21 protein-coding genes, 2 tRNA genes and 2 pseudogenes are annotated in these 24,493 nt (G+C 70.7%); 15 read left to right on the plus strand and 10 right to left on the minus strand.

The genetic code is table 11. The features are described 5' to 3' along the window. A partial coding sequence (locus tag ACFYO8_RS12160; RefSeq protein ID WP_354866750.1) for an RICIN domain-containing protein occupies positions 1 to 701 on the minus strand: 701 nt, incomplete at its 3' end. A 205-nt stretch (positions 702 to 906) separates the two neighbouring features. Between ACFYO8_RS12160 and ACFYO8_RS12165 the strand changes: the two are divergent. The 6 genes and pseudogenes from ACFYO8_RS12165 to ACFYO8_RS12190 all read left to right on the plus strand — a co-directional run bounded on the left by ACFYO8_RS12165 (position 907) and on the right by ACFYO8_RS12190 (position 6,157). After that, positions 907 to 1,528, plus strand: a pseudogene (locus ACFYO8_RS12165) (class I SAM-dependent DNA methyltransferase). A 59-nt stretch (positions 1,529 to 1,587) separates the two neighbouring features. Beyond that, complete coding sequence (locus tag ACFYO8_RS12170) at positions 1,588 to 1,929, plus strand: DUF1330 domain-containing protein (protein WP_354866748.1); 342 nt, start codon at positions 1,588 to 1,590, stop codon at positions 1,927 to 1,929. A gap of 2 nt (positions 1,930 to 1,931) precedes the next feature. Continuing rightward, the gene (locus ACFYO8_RS12175; protein ID WP_354866746.1) at positions 1,932 to 2,969 is read left to right on the plus strand and encodes a P1 family peptidase; all 1,038 of its coding nucleotides are present in this window, start codon (positions 1,932 to 1,934) and stop codon (positions 2,967 to 2,969) included. 351 nt (positions 2,970 to 3,320) lie between these two features. Then, positions 3,321 to 4,028: an excalibur calcium-binding domain-containing protein gene (locus tag ACFYO8_RS12180; RefSeq protein WP_354866744.1), complete on the plus strand. Its 708-nt coding sequence runs from the start codon at positions 3,321 to 3,323 to the stop codon at positions 4,026 to 4,028. 427 nt (positions 4,029 to 4,455) lie between these two features. Then, positions 4,456 to 5,523, plus strand: a complete 1,068-nt coding sequence (locus ACFYO8_RS12185; RefSeq protein WP_354866742.1) for a polysaccharide deacetylase family protein — start codon at positions 4,456 to 4,458, stop codon at positions 5,521 to 5,523. Positions 5,524 to 5,770: 247 nt separating this feature from the next. Further along, entirely contained in the window at positions 5,771 to 6,157 is a 387-nt protein-coding gene (locus ACFYO8_RS12190) for a hypothetical protein (protein WP_354866740.1), read from the plus strand. Between the two features lie 70 nt (positions 6,158 to 6,227). On the opposite strand, the gene ACFYO8_RS12195 is transcribed toward ACFYO8_RS12190, so the two are convergent. Then, the gene (locus ACFYO8_RS12195) at positions 6,228 to 6,722 is read right to left on the minus strand and encodes an NADAR family protein (protein ID WP_354866738.1); all 495 of its coding nucleotides are present in this window, start codon (positions 6,720 to 6,722) and stop codon (positions 6,228 to 6,230) included. A 209-nt stretch (positions 6,723 to 6,931) separates the two neighbouring features. On the opposite strand from ACFYO8_RS12195, the gene ACFYO8_RS12200 reads away from it, so the two are divergent. After that, positions 6,932 to 7,498, plus strand: coding sequence for a hypothetical protein (locus ACFYO8_RS12200; protein WP_354866736.1), 567 nt, complete (start codon positions 6,932 to 6,934; stop codon positions 7,496 to 7,498). Positions 7,499 to 7,629: 131 nt separating this feature from the next. On the opposite strand, the gene ACFYO8_RS12205 is transcribed toward ACFYO8_RS12200, so the two are convergent. Then, on the minus strand, positions 7,630 to 7,956 hold the full coding sequence (locus tag ACFYO8_RS12205; protein WP_355014933.1) for a hypothetical protein: 327 nt from the start codon (positions 7,954 to 7,956) through the stop codon (positions 7,630 to 7,632). Between the two features lie 39 nt (positions 7,957 to 7,995). Between ACFYO8_RS12205 and ACFYO8_RS12210 the strand changes: the two genes are divergently transcribed. The 4 genes and pseudogenes from ACFYO8_RS12210 to ACFYO8_RS12225 all read left to right on the plus strand — a co-directional run. Then, positions 7,996 to 8,358, plus strand: coding sequence for a tyrosine-type recombinase/integrase (locus ACFYO8_RS12210; protein WP_355014934.1), 363 nt, complete (start codon positions 7,996 to 7,998; stop codon positions 8,356 to 8,358). Between the two features lie 682 nt (positions 8,359 to 9,040). Then, positions 9,041 to 11,812 carry a DUF4132 domain-containing protein gene (locus tag ACFYO8_RS12215; RefSeq protein ID WP_387188596.1) on the plus strand — a complete coding sequence of 924 codons (2,772 nt, stop codon included), beginning with the start codon at positions 9,041 to 9,043 and terminating at the stop codon, positions 11,810 to 11,812. 328 nt (positions 11,813 to 12,140) lie between these two features. Then, positions 12,141 to 13,094, plus strand: a complete 954-nt coding sequence (locus tag ACFYO8_RS12220; protein ID WP_354866728.1) for a DUF1963 domain-containing protein — start codon at positions 12,141 to 12,143, stop codon at positions 13,092 to 13,094. Between the two features lie 255 nt (positions 13,095 to 13,349). Beyond that, positions 13,350 to 13,484 (plus strand): annotated as a pseudogene (locus ACFYO8_RS12225) (transposase); the annotation flags it as partial. A gap of 62 nt (positions 13,485 to 13,546) precedes the next feature. Here the strand turns inward: ACFYO8_RS12225 and ACFYO8_RS12230 are convergent. Continuing rightward, a tRNA-Arg gene (locus tag ACFYO8_RS12230) sits at positions 13,547 to 13,619 on the minus strand. A 36-nt stretch (positions 13,620 to 13,655) separates the two neighbouring features. Beyond that, positions 13,656 to 13,746, minus strand: a tRNA-Ser gene (locus ACFYO8_RS12235). A gap of 1,190 nt (positions 13,747 to 14,936) precedes the next feature. Between ACFYO8_RS12235 and ACFYO8_RS12240 the strand changes: the two genes are divergently transcribed. Beyond that, entirely contained in the window at positions 14,937 to 15,623 is a 687-nt protein-coding gene (locus ACFYO8_RS12240) for a hypothetical protein (RefSeq protein ID WP_354866726.1), read from the plus strand. On the opposite strand, the gene ACFYO8_RS12245 is transcribed toward ACFYO8_RS12240, so the two are convergent. After that, complete coding sequence (locus ACFYO8_RS12245) at positions 15,620 to 16,393, minus strand: CPBP family intramembrane glutamic endopeptidase (RefSeq protein ID WP_354866724.1); 774 nt, start codon at positions 16,391 to 16,393, stop codon at positions 15,620 to 15,622. The genes ACFYO8_RS12240 and ACFYO8_RS12245 overlap by 4 nt on opposite strands. Positions 16,394 to 16,514: 121 nt before the next feature. On the opposite strand from ACFYO8_RS12245, the gene ACFYO8_RS12250 reads away from it, so the two are divergent. Further along, the gene (locus ACFYO8_RS12250) at positions 16,515 to 17,636 is read left to right on the plus strand and encodes a globin domain-containing protein (RefSeq protein ID WP_355014936.1); all 1,122 of its coding nucleotides are present in this window, start codon (positions 16,515 to 16,517) and stop codon (positions 17,634 to 17,636) included. A gap of 66 nt (positions 17,637 to 17,702) precedes the next feature. Here ACFYO8_RS12250 and ACFYO8_RS12255 read toward each other — a convergent pair whose 3' ends face one another. Further along, positions 17,703 to 19,232, minus strand: coding sequence for a peptide deformylase (locus ACFYO8_RS12255; protein WP_354866720.1), 1,530 nt, complete (start codon positions 19,230 to 19,232; stop codon positions 17,703 to 17,705). Between the two features lie 318 nt (positions 19,233 to 19,550). Between ACFYO8_RS12255 and ACFYO8_RS12260 the strand changes: the two genes are divergently transcribed. Continuing rightward, on the plus strand, positions 19,551 to 20,333 hold the full coding sequence (locus tag ACFYO8_RS12260; RefSeq protein WP_355014993.1) for a hypothetical protein: 783 nt from the start codon (positions 19,551 to 19,553) through the stop codon (positions 20,331 to 20,333). Between the two features lie 4 nt (positions 20,334 to 20,337). On the opposite strand, the gene ACFYO8_RS12265 is transcribed toward ACFYO8_RS12260, so the two are convergent. Beyond that, a complete protein-coding gene (locus tag ACFYO8_RS12265) occupies positions 20,338 to 22,116 on the minus strand; it encodes a hypothetical protein (RefSeq protein WP_354866719.1) in 1,779 nt (592 codons plus the stop codon). A gap of 208 nt (positions 22,117 to 22,324) precedes the next feature. Here ACFYO8_RS12265 and ACFYO8_RS12270 point away from each other — a divergent pair, with 208 nt between their 5' ends. Continuing rightward, positions 22,325 to 23,035, plus strand: a complete 711-nt coding sequence (locus ACFYO8_RS12270) for a class I SAM-dependent methyltransferase (RefSeq protein ID WP_354866717.1) — start codon at positions 22,325 to 22,327, stop codon at positions 23,033 to 23,035. Between the two features lie 32 nt (positions 23,036 to 23,067). On the opposite strand, the gene ACFYO8_RS12275 is transcribed toward ACFYO8_RS12270, so the two are convergent. Together ACFYO8_RS12275 and ACFYO8_RS12280 are read right to left on the minus strand one after the other, a co-directional pair. Further along, entirely contained in the window at positions 23,068 to 23,601 is a 534-nt protein-coding gene (locus ACFYO8_RS12275; protein WP_354866715.1) for a YbhB/YbcL family Raf kinase inhibitor-like protein, read from the minus strand. A 40-nt stretch (positions 23,602 to 23,641) separates the two neighbouring features. Then, the gene (locus ACFYO8_RS12280; RefSeq protein WP_354866713.1) at positions 23,642 to 24,331 is read right to left on the minus strand and encodes a DNA alkylation repair protein; all 690 of its coding nucleotides are present in this window, start codon (positions 24,329 to 24,331) and stop codon (positions 23,642 to 23,644) included. Positions 24,332 to 24,493 lie beyond the last annotated feature (162 nt).

Consider the following 24,493-nt stretch of genomic DNA (forward strand, 5'->3'; position numbering starts at 1 on the left):
CAGCCCGAGCGCGGCTGCGCCAACGCACCCGTGGACGACCACCGGTACGACGACGGCAGACTGCACGTACCACCCGGCGGCGGCGTGGTCGGCGGCGGCGTGGTGGGGTTGCCGCCGCCCCCGTCGACGCGGACGAGCTGCCACTGCTGGTTGGTGCCGTTCCAGTCGTCGTACTGGACGATGCTTCCGCCGTCGGCGGTCGAGGCGCCCTGCACCTCCACCGCCTTGTTGCTGTTGCGGTTGATCAGGCGGACGTAGCCGCTGTCGGAGTCGGCCAGCCGGAACTGCTGGTTGGTCCCGTTCGAATCGGACCACTGCACGATGTTGCCACCGTTGGCGGTGGAGAAGTTGTAGACGTCGAGCACCTTGCCGGACAGCCGCGACTTCAGCCGGTAGTAGCCGCCGCCGGAGTCGACGAACTGCCACTGCTGCTGGTTGCCGTTGTTGCGGGACCACTGCACGATCCGCGCGCCGTCGTTGGTGGCCAGGTTGTAGACGTCGAGCGCCTTGCCACTGTTGCGGTTCACGAGGACGTACCAGGCGTTCGTGTCGACGCTCGCGGCAGCGGCGGGCGCGGACACGGCCGCCACGGCGGCGGCGCCGACGAGGACCGCTGTGGCGCCCGTGGCGACGACTCGCGGCAACCATCCGCGCCGTCGCGGCGGCGACTCCGACGATGGGGACCTACCGAAAGCAAACATGTTCCTCCTTCAGGTCACACATGTTGTGAGCGCTAACAATGCGTCCTGGCGCGTCTACCCCGCAGCCGGCCTGCCCCGCAGCCGTCCGCGCCCGCCCGGTGAGCCATCTACGCCGCCGCCCGGTGCCATCGACTGTGAGCGATAACACGCCGTTCGTCAAGTCGTAACATTCGATGGACGGGTCGTTCACTCCTATGGTCGACGGGTGGACGACACGCAGGTACGGCACGCGTACGGGGCGGCGGCGAGCCTCTACATCGACCTGTTCGGCACCACCGCACAGGTGCACCCCGACGATCTCGCCCTCATCGAGCGTCACCTGGCCGGACGGGCCGGGCCCGTGCTCGACCTGGGGTGCGGGCCGGGCCACCTCACCGACCACCTCCGTACGCGAGGCGTCGACACCACCGGGATCGACATGGTCCCCGAGTTCATCGCGCACGCGCGGGCCACCCATCCGGACGGCGCGTACCGGCTCGGGTCGCTCGACGACCTCGCCGTCCCGACCACTCCGTCGCCGGGATCCTCGCCTGGTACTCGCTGATCCACCTGCCGCCGACGGATCTCGACCGCGTGCTGGCGGAGTTCCGCCGCGCGACAGTGCCGGGTGGGCCGCTCGTGGTCGGCATCTTCGTCGGCGACGAGGTGGCGCCTTCGACCACAAGGTGGCCACCGCGTACCGCTGGCCGGTGGACGAGTTCTCCGCACGGCTGCGACGAGCCGGGTTCGCGGAGGTGGAGCGCCTGCCGCGCCTCGACGACGACAACCACCGCCCGCACGCCGCCGTCGTAGCCGTCGCGTCCGGCCCTGAGCGAAAATCGGCGTGAACGAATACCGGCCGCTGTGCCAAGATCGGCGTTCGGAGCCCGACGGCCGGAAGGACGCCATGCCCGCGTACGCCATCGCCCATCTCCAGGACGCCGCCCCGCATCCGGACATCGCCGAGTACATCGAGCGTCTCCCGGCCACCCTCGCCCCCTACGACGGCCGTTTCCTCGTGCACGCCACGCCGCACGAGGTGAAGGAGGGCACCTGGCCCGGAGGCGTCGTGGTGCTCGGCTTCCCGGGTATCTCCGAGGCGCGGGCCTGGTGGGACTCGCCCGCCTACCAGGAGATCGCGCCGCTGCGCTCGCGGCACATCGAGGGCGACATCATCCTGGTCGAGGGCGTCCCCGACAACTACTCCCCGACCGGCATCGTGCAGGCGATCCGGGCGGCGGCCTCCTGAGCATGCCCGGCCGCCGCGCCCGCGATCTGGGGGTCGTCGTCGGGTCGCTGCCCACCGGGCCGCACAACGCGATCACCGACGTCCCCGGCGTGCTGGTCGGGCACACCACCGTCGACGACGGCGCCGACCTGCACACCGGCGTCACCGCGATCGTGCCGAGCGGGCTCGGCCCCGGCCGGTGGACGCTGCCCGCCGCCGTGTACGTCGGCAACGGCCACGGCAAGCTCGTCGGCTCGACCCAGGTGGACGAGCTCGGCGTACTGGAGTCTCCGGTCGTGCTGACCGCCACGCTGTCGGTGTTCCGGGCGGCGGACGCGCTGCTCGGGTATCTGATGGCGGGCCGGCCGGACGGGCTGTCGTTCAACCCCCTGGTCGGTGAGACGAACGACGGGCACCTGTCGGACATCCGCCGCCGCCCGATCACCGAGGCGCACGTCCTGGCCGCAGTCACCGGGGCGACCGGTGGGCTCCCCGCCGAGGGCTGTGTCGGGGCCGGTACCGGCACCACGGCCCTGGGCTACAAGGCGGGCATCGGCACCTCGTCCCGCACGGTCGGGGCCGCCGGCCACACCCGGACGGTCGGTGCCCTGGTCCAGTCCAACTTCGGCGGCGTCCTCACCGCGCTCGGCGTGCCGCTTCCAGTCGACGAGCTGGTGCCTGCCGTCGACCCGACCGAGCCGCCGGGCAACTCGTGCATGATCGTGGTGGCGACCGACGTACCCCTGGACGCGCGGCAGCTCCGGCGGCTCGCCCGCCGGGCCGTGTTCGCCATGGCCCGGGTGGGCGCGTCCTTCAGCAACACGAGCGGCGACTACGCGATCGCGTTCACCACGTCGGATCAGCCGCCGATCCCGGACGCCGCGATCGACCCGGTGTTCGCCGCCGTCCTGGACGCGGTGGAGGAGGCGCTGCTCAACTCGCTCTTCACGGCCGTCACCACCACCGGCGTGGGCGGTCGCACCAGTCATGCGGTTCCGCACCGGGCCGCCGTCGAACGGCTGGCGGCGGCGGGCCGGCTCACCGACCGGCCGCACGACTGATCCATAGTCGTCGGACGGCGGTGACCGACGGACGACAGTGGTGCTGACAGTGGTGATCGATGTGTCTTCCCGGTGCAGGCCGCCCTCAGCGGCGCGGCGGCATCGACGCGACGCTCACCGCCGCGGTCGGCCGACAGGCTGTTCACTCCACTGACCGCGTGAGCCCAGCCGCCGTCCCACTCCGGGCCCCCGCCGTCGGCCGTTCGGTGAAGGGCTGACTCCAATCATCCGCGGCATCGACACCGACCCTCTGCCCGGCACCGGCCGTTTCGTCGCTTGTCGCGCCGGCAACGGCCGGTCTGTCGGCTCAGCGACACTCCAGGTCGGACGGTTCGCTCCACACTGCCGGCTGTGACCCAACTCCCTCCCCAGAATCCCTGGCACGGGCAGGTGCCGCCGCCACCGCCCCATCGGCCCGGCCTGCCGTTCACACCGCCCCGGCCGTCGTGGTGGCGTCGCCAGCCCGCCGCGCTCAAGGTGCTCCTCGTCAGCGGCATCGCGGTGCTCACCTGCTGCGGCGGGCTGCTCGGCATCGGCATCGCCGCCGGTCCCGCCACCGAGCAGAGCACGTCGCCGGAGAAGGCCGTCGCCCAGGAGGTGCCGACCGTGGCGGCACCCGCCACCACCACCGCCGCGCCGACGGCCGAGGCCGGCTCCGTCTCACCGGAGCCGCCGCCCTCATCCACCGCTGCCGCGCCGACCACCGCGAAGCCCGCGTCGAAGCCGAAGCCGCGCAAGACCACGGCACCCGCCGTCTACTACAAGAACTGCGACGCCGTACGCGCAGCGGGCAAGGCGCCGCTGCGCCGCAGCGAGCCGGGGTACCGGACCGGACTGGATCGTGACCTCGACGGCGAGGCGTGTGAGCCGGGCGGGGGCAACGGCGACTCCGGCGGCGGCAGCACGGGCGGCGGCAGCACCGGTGGTGGCGGCAACGATCCGCGTTTCGGCACCTGCAAGGAGGCGAACGCCAACGGGTACGGCCCGTACACGCAGGGCAGGGATCCGGAGTACTACTGGTACATCGACCGGGACAACGACGGCACGGTCTGCGAGTGAAACCGACGCCGGGCGGACCGTACGGCGCCGCCCCGGCGGTCACTCCAACTCGGCGTCGAACGCCCGGCGGGCGCGCTCGATCCGGGCCATGTGGGCGTCGGCTCATTCGCGCGTCCAGCGAACCGGTCCTGCCCTCGGGTAGCTCCACGACCACAGCAGGTACGCGGGTGGCCAGTAGGTCACGGCGGCGACGGCGAGGTACCAGGGACGCCATCCGTCGAGCAATCCGCGGTAGCCGTGGGCATCGGTCACCCGATCCGCGCGGGGCGGTCAGCCGGCCTGATGGACCGGCCCTTTCCGGAAAACTTCCGGAAAATCATTGACGGGTTCGAAACGCCGCTGAAATACTCCGAACGCGTTGGCATCAATCTCTGTCGATTAGAGCCATGCGTCATCAGGTGTCGCCCGTCCCAAGGAGGACCTGCGCATGTACGCCAGCATCGGCGGCTCCCGCCGCCCGTCCGCCCCCCGAAAATCGCGTCTCACCGTCCGGTTGGCCGTGGTCGCCTCCACAGTGGCGCTGAGTGCCGCCGGTCTCGCGGTCGCCGCCACTCCGTCCAGCGCCGCCACCTGCAACGGGTATGTCGGCCTCACCTTCGACGACGGGCCGACAGGCAGCACCAGCGCCCTGTTGTCCGTGCTGCGCGCGAACAACGTACGGGCGACCATGTTCAACGTCGGCCAGAACGTGCAGAGCAACCAGTCCGCCGCGCGGGCCCAGGTCGACGCGGGCATGTGGGTGGCCAACCACAGTTGGAACCACTCGCACATGACCTCGATGAACCAGAGCCAGATGCAGTCGGACCTCTCCCAGACGAACTCGGCGATCCAGGCGGCGACCGGCGTCCGGCCGCAGTTGTTCCGCCCGCCCTACGGGGAGACGAACTCGACCCTCCAGTCGGTCGCCTCGTCGCTCGGCCTGCGCCAGGTGATCTGGGACGTCGACTCCCAGGACTGGAACGGCGCCAGCGTCAGCCAGATCGTCTCCAACGCCAGCCGCCTTCAGGACGGCCAGGTGATCCTGATGCACGACGGCATTCAGAACACCCGCGACGCGATTCCGCAGATCATGGCCAACCTGAGCAGCCGTAACCTGTGTCCGGGCATGATTTCACCGAGCACCGGCCGAGCGGTGGCCCCGGACGGCACTCCGCCGCCGACCACTCCGTCGCCGACCGGCACGCCGACCGCTCCGCCGCCGACCACTCCGCCTCCCAGCGGCGGGTGCACGGCGACGGCGACGACCCCCAACGTCTGGGGTGACCGGTACAACACCTCGGTGACGGTTCAGGGGGCCAGCAACTGGACCGTGGTCGTGGCTCTGACTCCGCCGCAGCGGGTCTCCACCACCTGGAACGGCTCCCCCAGTTGGGACAGCACCGGTTACGTGATGACGATGCGGTCCAACGGCGGCGGCAACACCTTCGGCTTCACCACGATGATGAACGGCAACAGCAGCGCCAGACCCCAGATCCGTTCCTGCACCACGGGTTGATCCCGGTGGCCCGCCCAGGCCACCGAAACGGCTCAGGTGGGTGTGGTCGACCAGGTGCCCCTACGGTGAACTCCAACTGACCCTGGACCGTAGGGGCGCCCCGGCCGACGCGGAGCAGACGGAACAGGCAAGGCCAGCACACACCGACCAGCAAGGCGGGTGATTGGGCTGGGCCACGTCCGTGGACGCAACCCTGGGGGCTAGCCGAGGATCTCTCCGGCTCACCGATGAACAAAGATGCGGCCCTATGAGCCATGAGCATCACGTCTTCCGCAACCCGCCACCGGCAACACCGGGCGAGGTGCGTGCGGCGTTCGATCGCGGCGAGCTTTTCAGCGCCCTGGACGCCATGGTCGGCGCCGTTCTGCATGGCGGTGGGGACTGGAAGGAGCTGCAGGAACTCTATCTTGGTCTACTCGATCACGAGGATCGCCAGGTGAGGCTCCTTGCCGCGACTTGCCTGGGGCACCTGGCGAGGGTCTATGGCCGACTGGACGAAGACCGGGTGGTTCCCGAACTGCGCCGCGTCGGGGCGACCAATGCGTTGGAAGACATTGAGATCTACCTCCATCCGCGCCGTGTACGTTGGCGCGGGCGCGTGTGGAAAGCCGTCCGTCCTTGGACGTGGATCTAATCCGGCGCCCGGGTTGCGCCTACCGTGCCTGCCGCGATCCCTTCTGCCCCGGACAACGCGGTCGCGATCGTTACGCCCAGTGCTGTCGCCTCTGTCGGCGGCCCTCGGCGTTGGCGTTCTGGGTGAGGTCGGCGCGTAGCTGGGTGCGGGTGCGCATCAAGATCCGTCCGAGCATGTTCTTGCCGGTGCCACTCCGGCCGCGTCCCCAGTAGTGGTCAGTGCTGGTGTCCTCGACGATCTCCTCGTCGCCGGTGTCCAACAGGATGGCGCGGATGTCGGCGTGGGCGGTGAACTTGGCCGTCACGGCCCGGCGCATCACGTCGTCTTTGACCCGTTCCCAGTCGCGGCGCAGCGGGCGGGACCGGTCGCGGCCCAGTTCGGCGGCCCGCAACGGGGTCGCCGTCCGCCGGATGAGCTCGGCGTGGCGGTTACCGGGGAACTTCTGGGCCTGGAAATAGTGCTCGGAGGTCGTCCACCAGTGGCCGTCGAGGTCGAAGCCGTGGCCGGAGAAGTTGGAGAAGCAGCCGTACGGAACCTCGTCGGCACCGTAGAAGTAGATCGTCATCTGGGCCTCGGAGCGGGGGGCGGATCTTCACCGTGTCACAGGCATCGACCGGGCGGCAATCGACTTCGCCGGCAAGATCCGTCAAGCATGTGGTGGGATGAAAGAGTCCACTTAACCGCAGATCCGATCGTTTCGGACGCGCTGTCAGCGGCTAGATGCGGATGCTGGCTTGTCCGTCGGCGTCGACGCCGCCCGACGATAATGGCGAGATGCTTGCGACCAGCGCCTGGTGGAATGCGATCGACCCGCAGTTGCTGAAGCAGATAGACGACCTGCTGTGCACACGTCGACTGATCCAGGCGGTCGTCCTCCTGCGCCAGGAAGGTGGACTGCAACCGCCGCCCGGCCTGTACGAGGCGCAGGATCTGCTGATCGAGCGACGCGCCGAGCTAGGCCGGCAGGGTCCCCTCGAGCCCCAGCCACCGCCACCGACGACCGCGCAGCTGATCGAGAAGGCGGACGCCATCACCGCACCAATCCTCGCCGTCGAAGCCTTTTGGGACGGTGACACACAGGGCTGGTTCGTCGTCCTGGTGGCGATCGTGAGCCGGCCGGGCCGACACCACGATCGCTTCGATGAGGTGCCGTTGACGGTGCTACGACACGGCGGAGACATCCGTCTGTTCACCGGGCAGGTACCGCCCTGGCCGGAGGCACAACAGGCGATCGAGCAGGGCCAGGCTGTCGCGCGACATATCGGCGTGCCGTTCCACTTCACCAACCCGGAAGCGCCGGACGTCGACCTGCCGCGCTGGTGGGACAAACAACCCACCTGATAGCCACACACCGCACCGTCGGCCGTCACCGGAGATCCGAGATGCGGGCGGGACCGTGCATGCTCATCGGCCATGACAGGACGTTCCGTCGGCGGCTCCTGCCGCCCTAGACCTCTGGGACCTGTCGCGCATCACCTGGCAGAGTTGCGTCGCGTAGATTGCCGTGGGCCGAAGAAGACTTCCTCGCCGTTGAGGATGTAGAGCTTGAACAGCGGCGCTGCGCGGTGCACGCGCACCTCTGCTACTGCGTCTTTGACCAAGCCAAGGTCTCCGAGTTCGCGCACCGCCTCGACAATGGCGTCCGTGTGCCGACGGGTGATCCGCTCGGCGCGCTCGCGCACGCCGGGATCGTCCGACTGGACGGCAGGCACGCTGCTGGTGTCGCACAGCGTCAAGCGGATCAAGGAGCGCGACCCGGCGGCCGACCGGCGAACCTGCCTGGTGGTCAGCGAACTCAAGACGCGACGCTCCCGCGAACCCTGTACCTCAGGCCCCAGTTGGTCGACCTGCTGCGCCGGCATCGCGCTCGGCAGGCTGAGGAACGACTGGTGGCCGGCGAGGCATGGCAGGATCACGGCCTGATCTTTCCGAGCGAGGTCGGCACTCCGCTGGATCCGGACAACTTCTCGCATCGGCTTTCGGCGCTGTGCAGGCGTGCCGGGCTCGGGCACTGGCATCCGCACGAGCTCCGCCATTCCGGGGCCTCGCTGATGTTGGCGCAGGGCACCCCGCTGCACGTCGTATCGGAAGTGCTCGGGCACACGTCAATTGCGATCACGAAGGATGTGTACGGGCATTTGATGGAGGACGACCGCCGCTCGACTGCGGAGGCCATGTCCCGGGCACTGTTCGGGAAGTGAGGCGGCCCGTGGCTCCCAGCGTGGCTCCCACAGCCGCTCAGAACGCGTGCCGGACGGAAATGAAAAAGCCCCCGACCCTGCCGTTCTGGCTGGTCGGGGGCTTCTCCCTGTGCTGTGCACCCGAAGGGACTCGAACCCCTAACCTTCTGATCCGTAGACAGCGCCCCAATCGGAAGAGCTCAAGGCCTTAATGGCCACGTCCAACTGCACCCGTTCCGCAACATTTGTCAGCTTTCGAGTGCGCTGAATCCTCCTCTCACAAATTGTGAAAACCATCCACCGATAAAAGGCGCGTCTGCCGCCGATCTGATCCGAGATGACGCGTTGTAGACCCGCTCGAATCGAACGAATCGCAGCCCCGCTCCGTCACCCTCAGGAACCGGTTCGATGACGGGAAGACCCTCGCACTTCCGCTGCGCTGCGGCTCCTGAAGTCTGTCCACTGGGGATGATCTGTGTCATAACGATGTACTACCCTCCCCGCGAACTGTGGACGAGGAGGCTTTATGCGCAGGTTCGTGATGCCGGACGAGGACGCCTGGCACATGCCGAAGGATTGGTCGGGCCGTGTCCATCCGCGGCGAGGTGGCCGGTGGCGGCCGGCAATCGCCGATCCGGCAGGCGCCGAGCAGCGGCTTCGGGACCTCCTCGCGACGGACCGGATCACGCAGGGACGTGCCCGCGTGCTGGGCCGCAACGCCGTCTTCGACACGGCGCTGGTCGCCGCCGGTGAGCGGCATCTGCGGACATCGGACGATGACCCGGTCGCCGCCGCGGTGGCGGCACTGCTGCTCGTCTATCGCAACGTGCCCGCCGACGCGCAGGCACTGGTGGACGCGTGGGTGGCCCGGGCCGGGCTGCTGTTCGCGGTCCGGGCCGTCGTGGCGGCGAACCAGATCTGCCACACCGGTGAGCTCTGGACCCGCGCCTCCGAGGGCAACACCTACGAGCAGGGGTGGCGCGGCGATGACCTCGGCGCCACGTACGCGGTGGCCCGGGCGGTCCGGCGTCACCTCGCGGTCGCGTCGGACCGGGATTACAGGGAGGCGGAATCCGTCCTGGCCGGGCATCGGAGCTTCCCGGCCGGCCGCATCTTGTCCTCCTACCTGATGCCGACCCGGCAGGACTGGGTGGACGAGGACTGCGCGGCGGCAGCGGCATGGTTCGACGAGCCCGGCCGGGAGGAGTGGATCCAGGCCGATCACCGCACGATGTCCGGGATCCTGTTACTGGCCGCGAGCCGCACCGAACATCTCGAGCAACTGCGCGGCGCGATCCGCCGGACGATGCTCGGCTTCGAGGAACCCGGGGACGCCGTCACGGTGCTGGACGGTGTGGGACCGGCCGCCGTCACCTTTCTGGCTGACGACTTCTATCTGAGACTGCTCTACCTGCACGACGGGAGCACCCTGGACAAACCGGCACGGCTCAACTCGGATGCGGCCCGGTTCGTCGCCGGCACACCCAGCGACGACGCGATGCGGATCCTGGTCCGCGACCACCTCGACGAGAAGCCGTGGCGGCCGGGGAACCTGCTCAAGTCGGGCGTGCTGACCCACTACCCGCTGCGGGTTCTGCGTGTCCTCGCCGAGCGCGACGACGCGGTGTCGCGTGACCTGTTCGGCGCGATGGTGCTCACCGAGCCGCGTTGGATCCCGCACCTGGCCGGGCCGGGCCGCGCCCGGGCCGAGGAGATCGTCGCGAACGGCGGGGCCGGGCTCGGCGCCGGATGGGCGACGATGCTGGACCAGCAGGACTACTACCGCCCCATCGACGGCGCGGACAACGTGAAACGGGCCGTCGCCGCGCTGGCCGCGATCCCGACCGAAGAGGCGTTCGGGCTCGTCGTGGACCGGGTCGAGCGCCAGTACTTCCGGCCGGCGTTGCTGGCGGCGGCCAAGCGCGATCCCGGGACGGCGCTGCGGGCACTGCTCACCGGCGCCACCGAGCCGCCCGTCATCGAGCTGCTGCGCGACCACGTTCTCGCATATCCCCAGTCGCTGGCGGCCCTCGACGACGACGGCCGGTCCCGCGTCCAGGCGATCACCGGTCTCCCTTCCTCCAGCCCGGAGGGCGTGGTGCCACCGATTCTGGCCGGCGTGCTGCCGCGGGAGCCGGACCTGCCGGAGTGGCTGATCCCCGCCAAGCTTCCCGAGGTCACCCTCCGCGACACCGGCGAGAGACTGGCCTCGGAGGCGGTCCACCGCCTGTGTGTGTTACTCGCCCTCTCCACGATCACCGAGCCGCGACCGGAGCTCATTGCCGCCCGTGACATCTGCGAGCCACGACAGCTGGGAGCTTTTGCCTGGGCCCTCCTCGAGCAGTGGCGCGCGGCCGAATACTCGCCGAAGAGCGCCATCGCGCTGGTGTCGATCGCCGCGTTCGGTGACGACACCACCGTCGCCGACCTGGTGGCCGTCCTGCCGCAATGGTCGTCCGTCAGCGCCCGGATCCGCGCTGCGATGGACGTGCTCGCCGCGATCGGCACCGACGTCGCCCTGACCCAGCTGCATCGGCTCAGCCGCAGAGCGGCAACCACCGGTCTGCGCGAGCACGCCTCCCAACGACTCGCCGGCACAGCCGCCGCCCGCGGCCTCAGCCCCGAGCAGCTCGCCGACCGGATCGTGCCGGACCTGGGTCTCGACGCCGATGGCCGGACGGTCCTGGACTACGGGCCACGCCGATTCACCCTGAACCTCGACGAGCAGTTGCAACCGTGGATCGCGGCCGGGGATGGACGCCGGTTGTCCCGGCTGCCGCGGCCGGCCGCCGCCGACGATCCGGTGCTGGCGCCGGCGGCGTACGCGCGGTTCGCCGACCTCAAGAAGGAGGTCAAGCAGATCGGCGGCGAGCGCATTCGGGCCATGGAGGACGCCATGGTCACCGGTCGCCGGTGGAGTGCGGCCGAGTTCCGCGCCCTGTTCCTGGATCACCCGCTGATGTGGCAGCTCACCCACCGGCTGCTGTGGGCGGCGTCCGGCGAACACGGCACGGTCTGTTTCCGGGTCGCCGAGGACCGTACGTTCGCCGACCTCTACGACCAGGCATGGCAGCTCGACGACACGGCCACCGTCGCCGTGCCGCACCCGTGGCATCTCGGCGACGACCGGGCCGCCTGGTCGGAGATCTTCGCCGACTACGCCGTCATCCAGCCCTTCCCGCAGCTGGGCCGCGAGCTGGCAACGCCGGGCGAGGTAGACCTGGCTACCTTCGCCGGCATGAAGGTCGATGCGCGGAAACTGTTCGTGCTCACCTCGAAGGGCTGGCGCTTCGGCGACGACCACACCTCGGTGCTGTGCGACTGGCCGAAGACGGTCGAGATCACGTATACGCCTGGATATCACTGGCAGGGACCGGACGAACCCAAGACCCTGACTGGAGTACGCGGGTGCGATGGCCTGGACCCCGTCGCGTTCTGCGAGGTGGTGCGGGACCTGCGCTATCTGACGAGCTGATCCGCGTCTCGGGGCGTGGCGACAACCCCCGAGCCCACCGCTGCCTCACGCCAGGTCCGAGCAAGTACGGGTGGTGAATCCCGCAGCCACCACCCGTACCCGGTCGGAAAGAGGCTCGAAATGAGGTTCACCCCTCTCGGCAAGCAGGCCGCCGTCGTCACCACCGCGCTCGTCGCCTCCGCCCTGGGCGACGCTCCCGCACAGGCCCGGCTCACGCTGCGTGCAATCGATCATGAAGCCACTCGGCGCGTGTGTGCGCGGATCAGCCGAAGAGCGGACACGGAACGCCTGCCGCCGCCGGTCGAATCAGAGCTGTCAACATAAGTCCGTGGATCACTACGGACTTTTGCGGGGAGCCGCGACCGACGCGGGCTTCACCGAGACCGAGACGGCGACGTTCGCCGAGCTGCTGCGCTTCGCCATCGGGACGAGTCAGCAGTACAACGGCGAGATCGCGGCCCATTCTCGGGATCTGCCGCCCGGGCAGCCCGCCGACCTGCTCGTCGGCCAGGCCGGCGGCCTGCCGAACCTTCCGGTCGGTATGCCGTGGCCCACCGACCCGGAGGGCTACCCGCTGCCGTTCATCGCGTCTTTCGACTGTGCCGCGCTGCCGCGGGTCGAGCGGCTGCCGCTACCGTCGGCCGGCTCTCTGCTGGTGTTCCTGCATCACGAAGAGGACTACGACGTCTGTGAGCGCAGCGACGAGCAGCAGTACGGGCGGCTGCTGTATGTGCGGGCCGGCGCGGAGACCGCGGCGCAGCTGCCGGCTGACTACGCTGCCCATCCCTACTACGCGGACCGTGACTTCATCGCTCCCGAGCAGGACCTTTTCGCTGTCGTCCAGGCCGCCCTGCCCTCGTGGTTGACTGCGGAGGATGCGGACCTGTCAGTCTTTCAGCAGCAGCAGATGGCTCGCGACATGCCGCATCGTCGGGAATTGTGTGCCCTGGTCGACCGGCTCTGGCCGGCCGCCAACTCCGCCGCCTTCCAGTTCGGCGGCTACTCGTGGCACACCGGTGGCGTGTCCTACGGCCACCTGTACAACGATCCTGAGCTGGAGATGGCGGAGAAGAAGCTTCGAGGCCGCCTGACCGGCATCGGCCACGCCCAGGAGGCCTTCCTCGTGGAACAGGAGTTGCAGCGGGTCCGCCGGGAGTGGCTCCCGTTGGTGCAGTTCGAGACCCGTGACGACGTCTACTTCGGCCGCTTCATGATCCGCGTTGACGACCTCGCCGCCCAGCGGTTCGACCACGCTGTCTCCTGGACCGAGTTCACCGAGTGAGCCAGGACGGGTGCTGCTCTCCTGGCAGGCGGCGCTCAGGTCCAGTCGGCGGGTGCGTGAGCGCACGGTGTCGACGACGACCACCTCCTGACCCAGCGTGTGACGCGCGGGGCGGGCGTGGGGGTCGGGCCGGCTGATTTTCCGCCCCGGGCGGCGGCTCCGCAGGAGCCGTTTGCCTTGATCCGTAGCCTCGGCCGAGCTGTCCGTGAGACGGCGCTACACCTGCATGGTCATGTCTGCTGTCGAGAGAATCGCTACGACCATGAGGTCCGCAAGGTTCTCTACACCACCAACATCATCGAGAGCCTGAACGCACGGTTCCGGCAGGCCGCTCGCAGACGCGGGCACTTCCCGACCGAGCAGGCCGCGATGAAGGTCCTCTACCTCCTCTTCCAGCAGAAAAGAAAAAGGCTGTGACCCCTGTTCTGGCAGGTCACGGCCTTGATCGTTTGTGCGCCCGAAGGGACTCGAACCCCTAACCTTCTGATCCGTAGTCAGATGCTCTATCCATTGAGCTACGGGCGCCTGGTGCTCGGCCAGTCTACACAACCGGCTTTCGCGCGGAGACTCCGGGATTCGAACCCGGGAGGGGCTTTAAGACCCCAACCGCATTAGCAGTGCGGCGCCATAGACCAGACTAGGCGAAGTCTCCCTGGTGACCGCGAGGTCACCGCGCCCGAGGATACAGGGCGTTACCCGCCCGGGGCAAAGCGACTATCGAACCCCACCCCCGTGACCGTGTCTTGGTCGTGTGCCAGATCACGCCCACGGCTACGCTCCATCGGTATGCAGGAGCAGCCGCCGAGCGATCCGCCCCGTCGCGAGCCCGCCCCCAAGGCCCGGCGGAGCCGCTCTCCACGACCGACCTTCAGCCCGCCGCCCGCACCGGACCCCGCTGCGGAGAACGCGGCGAGCGACGCCCCGGCGCCCCGGCGTCCGCGCCGGGCGGCGCCGACCGTCGTCTTCCAGCCACCGACGCCGGCCGCCGACGCGCCGCCGACACCGCGTCCGCGTCCGGCCGCCGATCCTTCACCTGCCGATCCGGGTACGACTGCGGAGCAGGCCGCCCCGGGGGCTTCCACTGGCGATTCCGGTACGCCGCCGGCTAAGCGGGCTGCCCCGGCTGATTCGGGTACGCCAGCCGCAGCGCGGACCGCCGCCGAGGCGCCCTCACCTGTCACCCGATCGGGTGCTGATGACACGGCCGACCCGCTCTCGGCAGGCGGAGAGCCGGTGCCGGCAGCGCACCGGCCCCAGTCGGCCGCCACGGCGGTGCCGCGGAAGGCCCGGGACAGCACGCCCTCGACCGATGAGACGCCCGTCACAGCGGAGCAGCATCGGGCCACCGAGCATCCGGCCGAGCCGGAGCCATCGTCGGCCGGAGAGGGGTCGCCGAAACGGACGCGCCGCGCTCCCGTCGCCAGGAAGACGGCCCCGGTCGCCGAAGAGGCCCCGGTCGCGGCGAAGAAGGCCGCCCCAGCGGTCAAGAAAACCGGTCGGAAGGCGTCGGCTACGCGCGAGACGGCGACCGCCGTGCCGGATCCCACAGCCGCCGAGCGGGAGCCCGACGGCGCCGGACCGATCACGGCGGAGCCCGGCACCGCACCTCGCCCCGGACGGACCCGCCGGCCCACCAAGACGACAACAGCGACCCCGACAACGGCGAGCCGGGCAACGGCAGGCCCGACGAAGGCGAGCCCGACAGCAGCGGCCCCGACAACGGCAGGCCCGGCGAAGGTAGGCCCGGCACAGAGGGAAGCGAGTCCGGCGGAGGAAAGCCTGACGGAGGCTGCGGCCGTCGACGAGCGGGCGCCTGGACGGCCTGACTCTTCGCGTACCCCGGTGGCGGGCTGGCGGGCGGTGGGGCCGAAGCTGCGCGACCACCCCGGGTTCGCGCCGGAGCTGCTGGCCCTGGCGGCCGTGGAGGTGCTCGGGCCGCGCGCCTCGGCCTGGGTGGAGCAGGTCCGGCGGGCCTACCCGGAGGCGGACGCCGACGGGGTGGCCCGGCTGGCGACCCGGCGGTTCGTCCGGATGGCCGGTACGGGTGGGGCGCTGGCGGCGGGCGCCGGGCTGTTCGCGCCGGTCGCGGAGCTGGCGACGGTGCTGTGGACGCAGGCGAACCTGGTGTTGCACCTGGCGGCGACGTACGGGCGGGATCCGGCGCATCCGGATCGGGCGGCCGAGCTGCTGGTGCTGACGTCGGTGCATCCGGACGACGGCACCGCGCGGGCGGCGTTGGCGGCGGCTCGGGCGGCCGACGCTCCGGCGGACGGTCCGTTGGGGCGGGTGGCGCAGGCGGCCTGGCGGCTGGCCACGCCGGTGGCCGCGCAGGCGGGTGGCTGGGTCGGGCTGCGGTTGGTGGCCCGGTTGCTGCCGGGCGCGGCGGCGCTGGCTGCCGCGACCGGCGGCACGGCGGCGGCCGAGCGGGTGGCGGCGCGGGCGATCGCCCGGTACCGGACCACCCGGCGCGTGACCGGCAGCGGCGCCGAGCCCGATCGGCGGCAGGACGGCGAGGTGACAGCGACCTAGAGCCAGTCGAACCAGGACTTCGGCAGCATCGCGTAGCCGACGAACGCGAACACGTCCAGCAGCGTGTGCGCGACGATCAGCGGGGCGACCCGGCGGGTGCGCAGGTAGAACAGCCCGAAGATCACGCCCATCACGGCGTTGCCGACGAACGCGCCGAAGCCCTGGTAGAGGTGGTAAGAGCCGCGCAGCAGCGCACTCGCGGCCAGCACCGCGCCGATCCGCCAGTTGAGCTGCCGCAGCCGGGTGATCAGGTAGCCGACCACGATCACCTCTTCCAGCACCGCGTTCTGCACGGCGGCGAGGATCAGCACCGGCACCGTCCACCACAGGTCCGGCAGCGCGGCCGGGACGAGCGTGGCGTTGACGCCGAGCTGCGCCGCCGCCCAGAACAGCGCCAGCCCGGGCAGGCCGATGAGCGCGGTCAGGCCCGCACCCCGGGCCAGGTCGGAGGCGGGCCGGCGGAAGTCGACGCCGAGTGTCCGTGCCGGGTCGCCGGGGTCACGAGCCAGCAGGTGTACGGCGAGCAGCACCGGCAGCAGCGCGAAGACGATCCCGAGCAGCTGGTACGTGAGATCGAGGTACGGCCGGGCCGACGCGGAGGTGTTCAGCGCGGCGGTCTGCTTGGACAGCCCTCCGGTCGCGGTCAGCTTGGCGATGAGCGACACGAGCGCATACACGGCGGACTGGCCGAGGGACAGACCGAGCACGAGCAGCGTCTCGGTGCCCAGCATCCGGCGGGAGACCGGGCGGGCCAGCTCGTCAACCGTCACCGGACCATGAAAGCACTTCGGCGTACCGGCCTGGCGATCGCACAGCCTGTGCGACCGGCACACACGCTCCGTGGACATTCTGTGACTGCCGATCCGCCGTCCGGAGAAGGAGCGTGCCCCCGTGGAGAACTTCGCGCGGCTGCTGAAGGAGAGCTGGGCCCTGGTCGAGGAGGACCGCGAGCGGCTCAGCCGCCACTTCTACGCCCGGCTGTTCCTCCTCGACCCGGAGCTGCGCAAGCTGTTCCCGGTGCAGATGAACGGGCAGGGGGACCGCATCCTGGAGGCCATCGTCACGGCCACGCAGACGGTGGGCGACCCGGAGAGCTTCGACGAGTACCTGCGCGCCCTGGGCCGGGACCACCGCAAGTACCACGTGGCGGCCGGGCACTACGCGACGATGGGCGTGGCGCTGCTCGACGCGTTGCGCAGCATCGCCGGGGACGGCTGGAACCTGGAGTACGACCAGGCGTGGCGGGAGGCGTACGCGAGCATCAGCGCGCGGATGCTGGCCGGCGCGGAATCGGACGGGAACCCGCCGTTCTGGCACGCGGAGGTGCTGACGCACGAGCGGTGCGGCCCGGACACGGCGGTGCTGACCGTGCGCGCGCTCCAGGATCCGCTGCCCTGGCTGGCCGGCCAGTACGTGAGCGTGGAGGTGCCCCGCTACCACCCGCGGGTGTGGCGGACGTACTCGGTGGCGAACGCGCCGAACGAGGAGAACGTGCTGGAGTTCCACGTGCGTACGCCGCCGGGCGCGGCCGGTTGGGTCTCCGGTGCGCTGGTGCGCCGCACCAAGCCGGGTGACCTGCTGCGGGTGGCCGCGCCGATGGGCTCGATGACGCTGGACCCGGACTCCACCCGGGACGTCCTCTGCGTGGCCGGCGGGGTCGGCCTGGCACCGGTCAAGGCGCTGGTGGAGGAGCTGACCCGGGTCAACCGGACCCGCTGGGTGCACGTCTTCTACGGTGCCCGCCGCCCGGACGAGCTGTACGGGCTGCCCGGTCTGGAGGACCTCGTCGCGTCCCACCCGTGGTTGTCGGTGACGCCTTCGTGCAGCGAGGACCCGGGCTTCGGCGGCGAAATCGGTGACGTCTCCGAGGTGGTCACCCGGTACGGCCCGTGGACCACGCACGACTGCTACGTCTCCGGCTCGGCGGGCATGGTCCGGGCCACCCTGCGGGCGCTCGCCGCCGACGACGTCCCGCCGGACCACATCCGGTACGACACGTTCGGCAGCCTCTGATCTTTCCTCCCCCCGAGCCGGGTCGCGTGCCCCCGCCCCCTGGGGCACGCGACCCGGCCCCCGTTCTCAGTAGCGCCAGGGGTTTCCGGTCTCGCGGTACTCCTCCACCGGGACCAGTGGCACGCCGGGCGCCATCCGGTCGACGTAGAGGCGCCCGTCCAGGTGGTCGATCTCGTGCGCGACCAGCCGCGCCATCGCGTACTCGAAGGACGTGATCACCCGGCTGCCGTCCCACAGGGCGTGCTCCACGTCGATCCGCAGCGGCCGGGGCACCAGGCCGCGGTGGTCGAAGAAGGAGAGGCATCCCTCGTACTGCTCGTCGGTCTCCGCGGCGGCGTCCACCACCCGGGGGTTGAGCAGCACCACCGGGTCGGCCGCGCGGTCGGCCGGGCGCACGAGCGCGGCGGACCAGCCGATGCCGAGCTGCGGGGCGGCCAGGCCGACGCCCTTGCTGAACGGGTGCAGCTCGTCCAGGCGGGCCAGCATCACGGCGAGCCGGTCGATCACCTGCCGGGCGTGCTGTTCGTCGGCCGGGAGGTCGAACTGGCGGGCCCGCTGCCGCAGCAGGTCGTCGCCGCGCTGCACGATGCCCACGGCCCGCATCCGGTCGCTGGCCCGCACCCGGGCGCCGCCGACGGGCGCGCTGTCCGGCTCGGCGTCCGGCTCGGGGCTGCGGAACCGCCACTGCATCCGGTATCGGGCGTTCAGCGGCGGATCGTCGGTCCCCCAGCCGAAGATCACCCGGTCGCCGTCCACGGCCCGCTGGATCGGGGTACGCAGCGGCCCTTCCTCCGCCGACAGCGAGGTCTCCGCTCCCCACACCTTGGGGTCGAGGTCCGCGGGCAGGTCGAGCCGCACCGCCAGGTGCCGGGTGGGCAGGCGTACGGCGCGCTGGAACCAGGGGCCCCACTTGTCCCGGCCGACGCGGTACGCGTACTCGATGGTGACCCGGTCGCCGGGATAGAGCGGAAAGCGTCCCTCGTCGTTCTCGAACAGCACCCAGATCTCCTTGAACGCGTCCCGGTCGTGCTTGGCGCGCCAGTGCATCGGTTCGCGTCCGTTCCCGTCGTCCCGATACGCGGTGAGCTGCAGTTCGGCGAAGGTGAGCGGGTGTTCCCGGTGGTGCCGGTTGGAGCGGCCCGGGTCGTTGGGGTAGCGGTCGACGGCGACCCGGACCAGGTAGCGGGTGACCGGTTCGGTGCCCGCGTTGTACAGCTCCCGGCTGATCGCGCAGTGGTAGCCGTCCCCGGTGTAGGTGAGCGTGGCCATCTCCTGTTCCACCACCAGGCCGGTGCCCGGGGGCAGCCACTGGCCGGGAACCGTGTCACGGTGCGCCGCGCCGGCCCGGCCGTGCCGCAGCTCGTCGTACTCCCGGAAGCGCTGCCAGATCGCGCCGCCGGCCTCCAGGACGGCCTCGGCCCGGCGGGCGAAGTCCTCGGTGGGGCGGTGCCGGCGCCCTTCGACGTGGCTGACGTAGGACGGGTCGAAGCCCATGAGCGTCGCCAGCTGCTTCTTGGACAGCCCTCGGCCGGTACGGTGCTGGGCGAGTGCCGTCGCGAACGAGTCGGCGGCACGCTCGATCGGTGAGGTCGTCATCAGCTTCCTCGCACGCGGGAAGACCATTTTCACGTTCGGTGGCCGAACGTGTACGGAAACTGCCTCGTATTCGACATTCACCTTGACTTTTCAGCGACGTACGTCGATCATTACGTCGTCTGCCGCCGGCCTCCGGCGGCGTTTTTCGTCTCCCGGGCCGGGTAGTCACCGACCGAGCGGAGTGACCGGGACCTCCCCGCGATGCCCGGACGCCACTTCCCTCCCGCCTGAGGAGTAGTTAGGCTAGCCTTAGCTTTGGTCGACGGCACGCGCCGACCGGTACGGCGAGCAGACAGGGGACGCCAGGTGACTGCGGTGATGCCGGGGCGCGACGCCGCCACCCCGCTCGCCCCGGTGACCGCGACCCTGCGCGCCATGTTCGGCACCGACGACCTGCCCGGGCTCGCGCCCGGCCTGCTGGTCCACGACGAGCTGGACCGCTGGTCCCCCGCCACCCGGCTGATCGACGGCACGCTGCTGGCCCAGTTCCTGACCGCCGCCGGCCGCCGCTGGGGAGGCACCCCGCACGCCTGCGCCGCGCTGGCCTGGAAGTCCTACAGCTACTGGACCGCGCTGCCCGCGGTGCTCGGCTGGGCGTCCGCGCGCCGGGTGCCGCTGCTCGACGCGACCGACGTGCTCGTGCACTTCGAGGACCACCACCAGCTCCTCACGCTGGGGCTGCGCGCCTCGACGCCGGTGGCGGTGCTGCCCGGCGACCCGCTGGCGCTGGCCGGCGCTCCGGGCGTACGGGTGGTCCCGGACGAGGCGGCGCTGCTCGGCGCGCTGCGCGCGTCCCTGCTCGACGCCCACTTCGCCCCGCTGATCGCGGCCATCCAGGGCGAGGTCCGGATCGGCACCCGTACGCTGCTCGGCTCCGTGGCCTCCGGCATCGCGCACGGCATCCTGCGCGCGTCGGACGCGCTGCCCGGCTCGTCCACGGCGACCGTCGGCACGCTGCTCGACGCGCTCGATCTGAGCGACCTGGTCGAGCTGGTGCCCGGCCCGGCCGGCGAGCCGACGGTGCAGCGGCGCACCTGCTGCCTGGCGTTCACGCTGCCCCGGCCCAAGGTGTGCCAGGGCTGCTGCGTCCGCCAGGGCTGACCGCTCAGTCGACCAGCGGCCGGACGTCCCACAACCAGACCCCGCCGGTGCGTCTCGGCGTGATCCCGCTCAGCTCCGTCATCGCCCGGCGCAGCGCCTCCGCCTGCGGCAGCCGGGGGTCGAGGAGCACCGCCCCGGCCCGCCAGTAGCGGAGGTCGTCCACGGCGGCCACCCGGTCCTGCGGCGTGATCGGCGGCACCGCGTCGGTACGCCGTACCGTCTCGAAGAACGTGCTGGTGGGACGCGGCGGCGCGGTGAAAAGGGCGATCCGGTCCCCGCCGGGGCGGGTGTCCGGGTAGAGGAAGTAGCCGCGGGCCAGCGGCATGTCCAGCCGGGTCTCGGCGGACCAACGCAGCGGGACCGCGTACGTGGTGTCCGGTAGCGGCAGCGTGACGACGCTCCGGCCGTCGGCGACGTACGGACGCCAGGCGCCGGAGGTGACGAACGCCGGGGTCGGGTCGAGGCGCTTGGCGGGCAGCGGGGTGGGCAGGATCGGCACGAGCGCCATGGCGAGCACGGTGACCGTGGCGAACCGGATCCGGCCGTGCGCGTCCGGGTGCCGTACGGCGAGCCGCCGGGCCCGGTCCGCGCCGAACGCGAGCAGCACGCCGATGATCGGGGTGAGGGCGAGCGACCAGCGGGTGGGCACCACCGAGTGCAGGACCGGCAGGTTCTCCAGCGCGGCCCACGGGCCGGGTACACCGGTGTCCCGCCCGTCGTAGCGGATCTCCCGGCCGAGGGAGAAGAGGGCGAACACGAGCCCGAGCGCGGCGAGCCCGAGCACCACCGCGTTGCGGCGCAGCCACCAGACCAGCGCGATCACCAGGATCACCAGCGGCCAGCCGAAGAACGCGTTCTCCTCGGTGGCGTTCTTGACGAGCGGTTCGCTGCCCCGGGCGTCGCCAGCTACCGACTCCCGGGACCAGGCCAGGTACGCGGCGAGGTCGGTGGAGTAGCCCCGGATCAGCGTGGAGAGCCCGCTGTACGAGCCGGGGCCGAAGAACTGGACCCAGAGCGGGTATGCGAGCAGCGCCCCGGCGACCACCGCGGCCACCCCGAGTCCGGCGGCGAACGGGCGGGCCGCCGAGCGCAGCGCGGGACGGCCGAGCGCCAGCGCGAGGACCACCACGCCGAGGCCGATGGCGGTCATCAGCAGGATCTCCAGGTTGAGGAACGCCTGCCAGACGATCACCAGGGCGAGCAGTACGCCGTTGCGCAGCCACCGGCCGGGCTCGGCCAGCCGCAGCGTCCGCCAGATGATCAGCGGCACCACGAACTGACTGACGATGTTGGGGTGCGAGTTGGCGTGCGAGACCATCGCCGGCGCGAACGCGCAGAAAGCGGCACCGAGCCAGGCCGGACCGCGAGACTTCACGACAACTCGGGAGAGCAGGAAATACCAGGCCACTCCGGTCGCGGCGAGCCCGAGTGTGAGGAAGATCAGGAATGACCAGCGCGGCCCGGCCCAGAGCGTTATCGGGGCCAGCGGTATGGATACGGATAATACGGACGTATTAGCCATCAGATTGACGACGTCCGGCACATTCATCCGGTCGGAGGTGAACGGATAGGCGAAATCAGTGACGACTCGCGCACCGTGCGCCATCATCCATTCGAATTGCGCCTGATCTGTCCGATTATCTCGAATGCCATTGCGGGGATCCGCCCACAGGCGAGCCGTCACCCAGAGTGCGAGCAGCACGAAGCTCAGCACGGCCAGCGCGTCGCTCCGCCCACCCCGCCCCGATTTCGCCGGTTCCACGTCCGCGTCCGGAGTAGTCATGACATTTCAGAGCGTAGTCACGGAATGGCGGCCCCGTGCGAGGTTCCGCGGACTCACGTACCATGTGCCGGGTTCGCCGACCCGCCGATCCGGCGCCCCTCCGGACCACAATTCGGCCACCTCCGTCCCCCGATTTCCCCAACAGGCATCCAGATGGTTGACTCTGACGGTCCAGGCGCGGGTCAGTCATATCGTGAGGAATCGACGCATGGCAGAAATCACTGGGGATCAGCGCGTCCAGTCCGAGGTACTCGAAGGCCTGGCGACAGCTGTCAACCACCGGCAGTGGTTCGTGGAGCTGGCGGTGCCCTACCTCGGTGACAACCCGATCGAGATCGGCAGCGGCCTGGGCGACTACGCCTCGGCCTGGGCCGCCCACGCGCCCCGGATCACCGCCACCGAGGCCGACCCGGACCGGCTGATCCAGCTCAAGGAGCGGCTGTCCGACCTCCCGCACGTCGAGGTCCGGCAGATGCTGCTCCCGCACCACGAGCCCGGCGACTACAGCGCGGCCGTGTCCTACAACGTGCTGGAGCACATCGACGACCACGTCGGCGCGCTGCGCAGCATGCGGGAGCTGGTCCGTCCCGGCGGCGCCGTGGTCATCATCGTGCCGGCGTTCCAGTTCGCCATGAGCCCCGCCGACGTCGCCACCGGCCACGTCCGCCGCTACACGAAGAAGACGCTCGCCGCGGCGATGACCGAGGCGGGCCTGACCGTCGAGCGGATCCACTACGCCAACGCGCTCGGCCTGATCGGCTACTTCATGGCCACCAAGGTCTTCCGGCTGATGCCGAAGGAGGGCCCGATGGTCAAGGTGTACGACACCCTCGTCCTGCCCGTCACCAAGGCCGCCGAGCAGCGCTTCCGGCCGCCGTTCGGCCAGTCCGTCTTCGCCGTGGCCCGCGTACCGGCCTGAGGCCGGGGGCCGCGACGGCCCCCGGCCGCCGGTCACTCCTTGATCTGGTACGTCGGGCGGATGACCGCCCGTGCCAGGGTGTGGAACGCCAGGTTGAAGCCGACGAAGGCCGGGCTGGCCCCGGCGGGGATGTCGAGGCGGTCCACGTCCACCGCGTGCACCGCGAACACGTACCGGTGCGGGCGGTCACCGGCGGGCGGCGCGGCGCCGCCGTAGCCGGTCTCGCCGTAGTCGTTGCGGACGCTGAACGCGCCGCCCAGGTCGGCCTCCCGCACGCCGCTGGGCAGCTCGGTGACGGACGCGGGGAGGTTCACCAGCACCCAGTGCCAGAAGCCGCTGCCGGTCGGGGCGTCCGGGTCGAAGCAGGTGACCACGAAGCTCTTGGTCTCGGCGGGGAAGCCCGACCAGGACAGCTGCGGTGAGACGTTCTCGCCGCCGGTGCTGCCGTGCGCGTACCGGGCGTCCATCGGCTCGCCGTTGTGCACGTCGTCGCTGGTCAGGTCGAACGACGGCACCGTCGGCAGCAGCTCGTACGGGTCCGGGGCGATCGGTCGTTCCAGGGTCATCGAAACGGTCCTTCCGGGTACGCGAATGTCCTGCGCCCCTTCATACCCCGTTGTCCGCGCCACCGTGCTGTCGGCGCACCATCTCGTTGATCCAGACCGGCGCGTACGGCGACGTGCACCCAGGTGACGTCGGATAGTCCTTCAGCACCCCGAGCCGCTCGCCGATCCCGATCGCGCGCTCCCGGTACGCAGCATGCTCGATCCCGATCTGCGCCAGGCAGTGGTTCATCGCCCACTGGAGGTGCTCCGGCGCGCCGGCCATCTCCGCCTCGATCACGTCGAGCAGGGCGGCCAGGTCCAGCCCGTCCGGGTTCCGCGCCACCCGCTCGGTGGTCAGGGCCCACCCGGCGCTCGCCACCACCGGATCCGGATCGGTCGACCAGGCCAGGCGCAGCGGCTCCGCGTGCGGGCTCTTCTTCACCACGTAGTTCACCAGCCAGTCGTGCACCTTGGGCGTACGCGCCTCCCGCAGCATCGCGTCCAGCTCGTCCCGCCCGTACGCCTTCGGCCGGCAGATCAGCAGTGCCAGCAGCCGGGCCGCACTGTCGCCGGTCGCCCACAGCTCGCGGGCCAGGTCCTGCTGCGTCTTCAGCCGCTTGGCGATCACCCGCAGCTTGCCCAGGTTGACGCCGTGGTCGTCGCCGTGCCGCTCGTTGACCGCGCGGATCTTCGGGTCGTCGAGCGCGGCCAGCTCGGCCATCACCCCGGCCACCGTCGTCGTCTCTGCCACCCCGGCCTCCCGCCGTCGCCGCGACCCGCAGCCTACGGGTGGTCCGGCGCTCCCGCGCCCCAGTTCTGGACACGATGCTCGCGGCGTCACCGGCCAACAAGCGCTGACGGATTCCCACGGTCAGATTCAAGCCGAGGAAACGGAACTGGCGCTGATCAGGAA

Origin of the sequence: Micromonospora sp. NPDC005257 (genome assembly GCF_042872445.1) — a bacterium.
In the GTDB taxonomy this organism is placed as follows: Bacteria; Actinomycetota; Actinomycetes; order Mycobacteriales; family Micromonosporaceae; genus Micromonospora.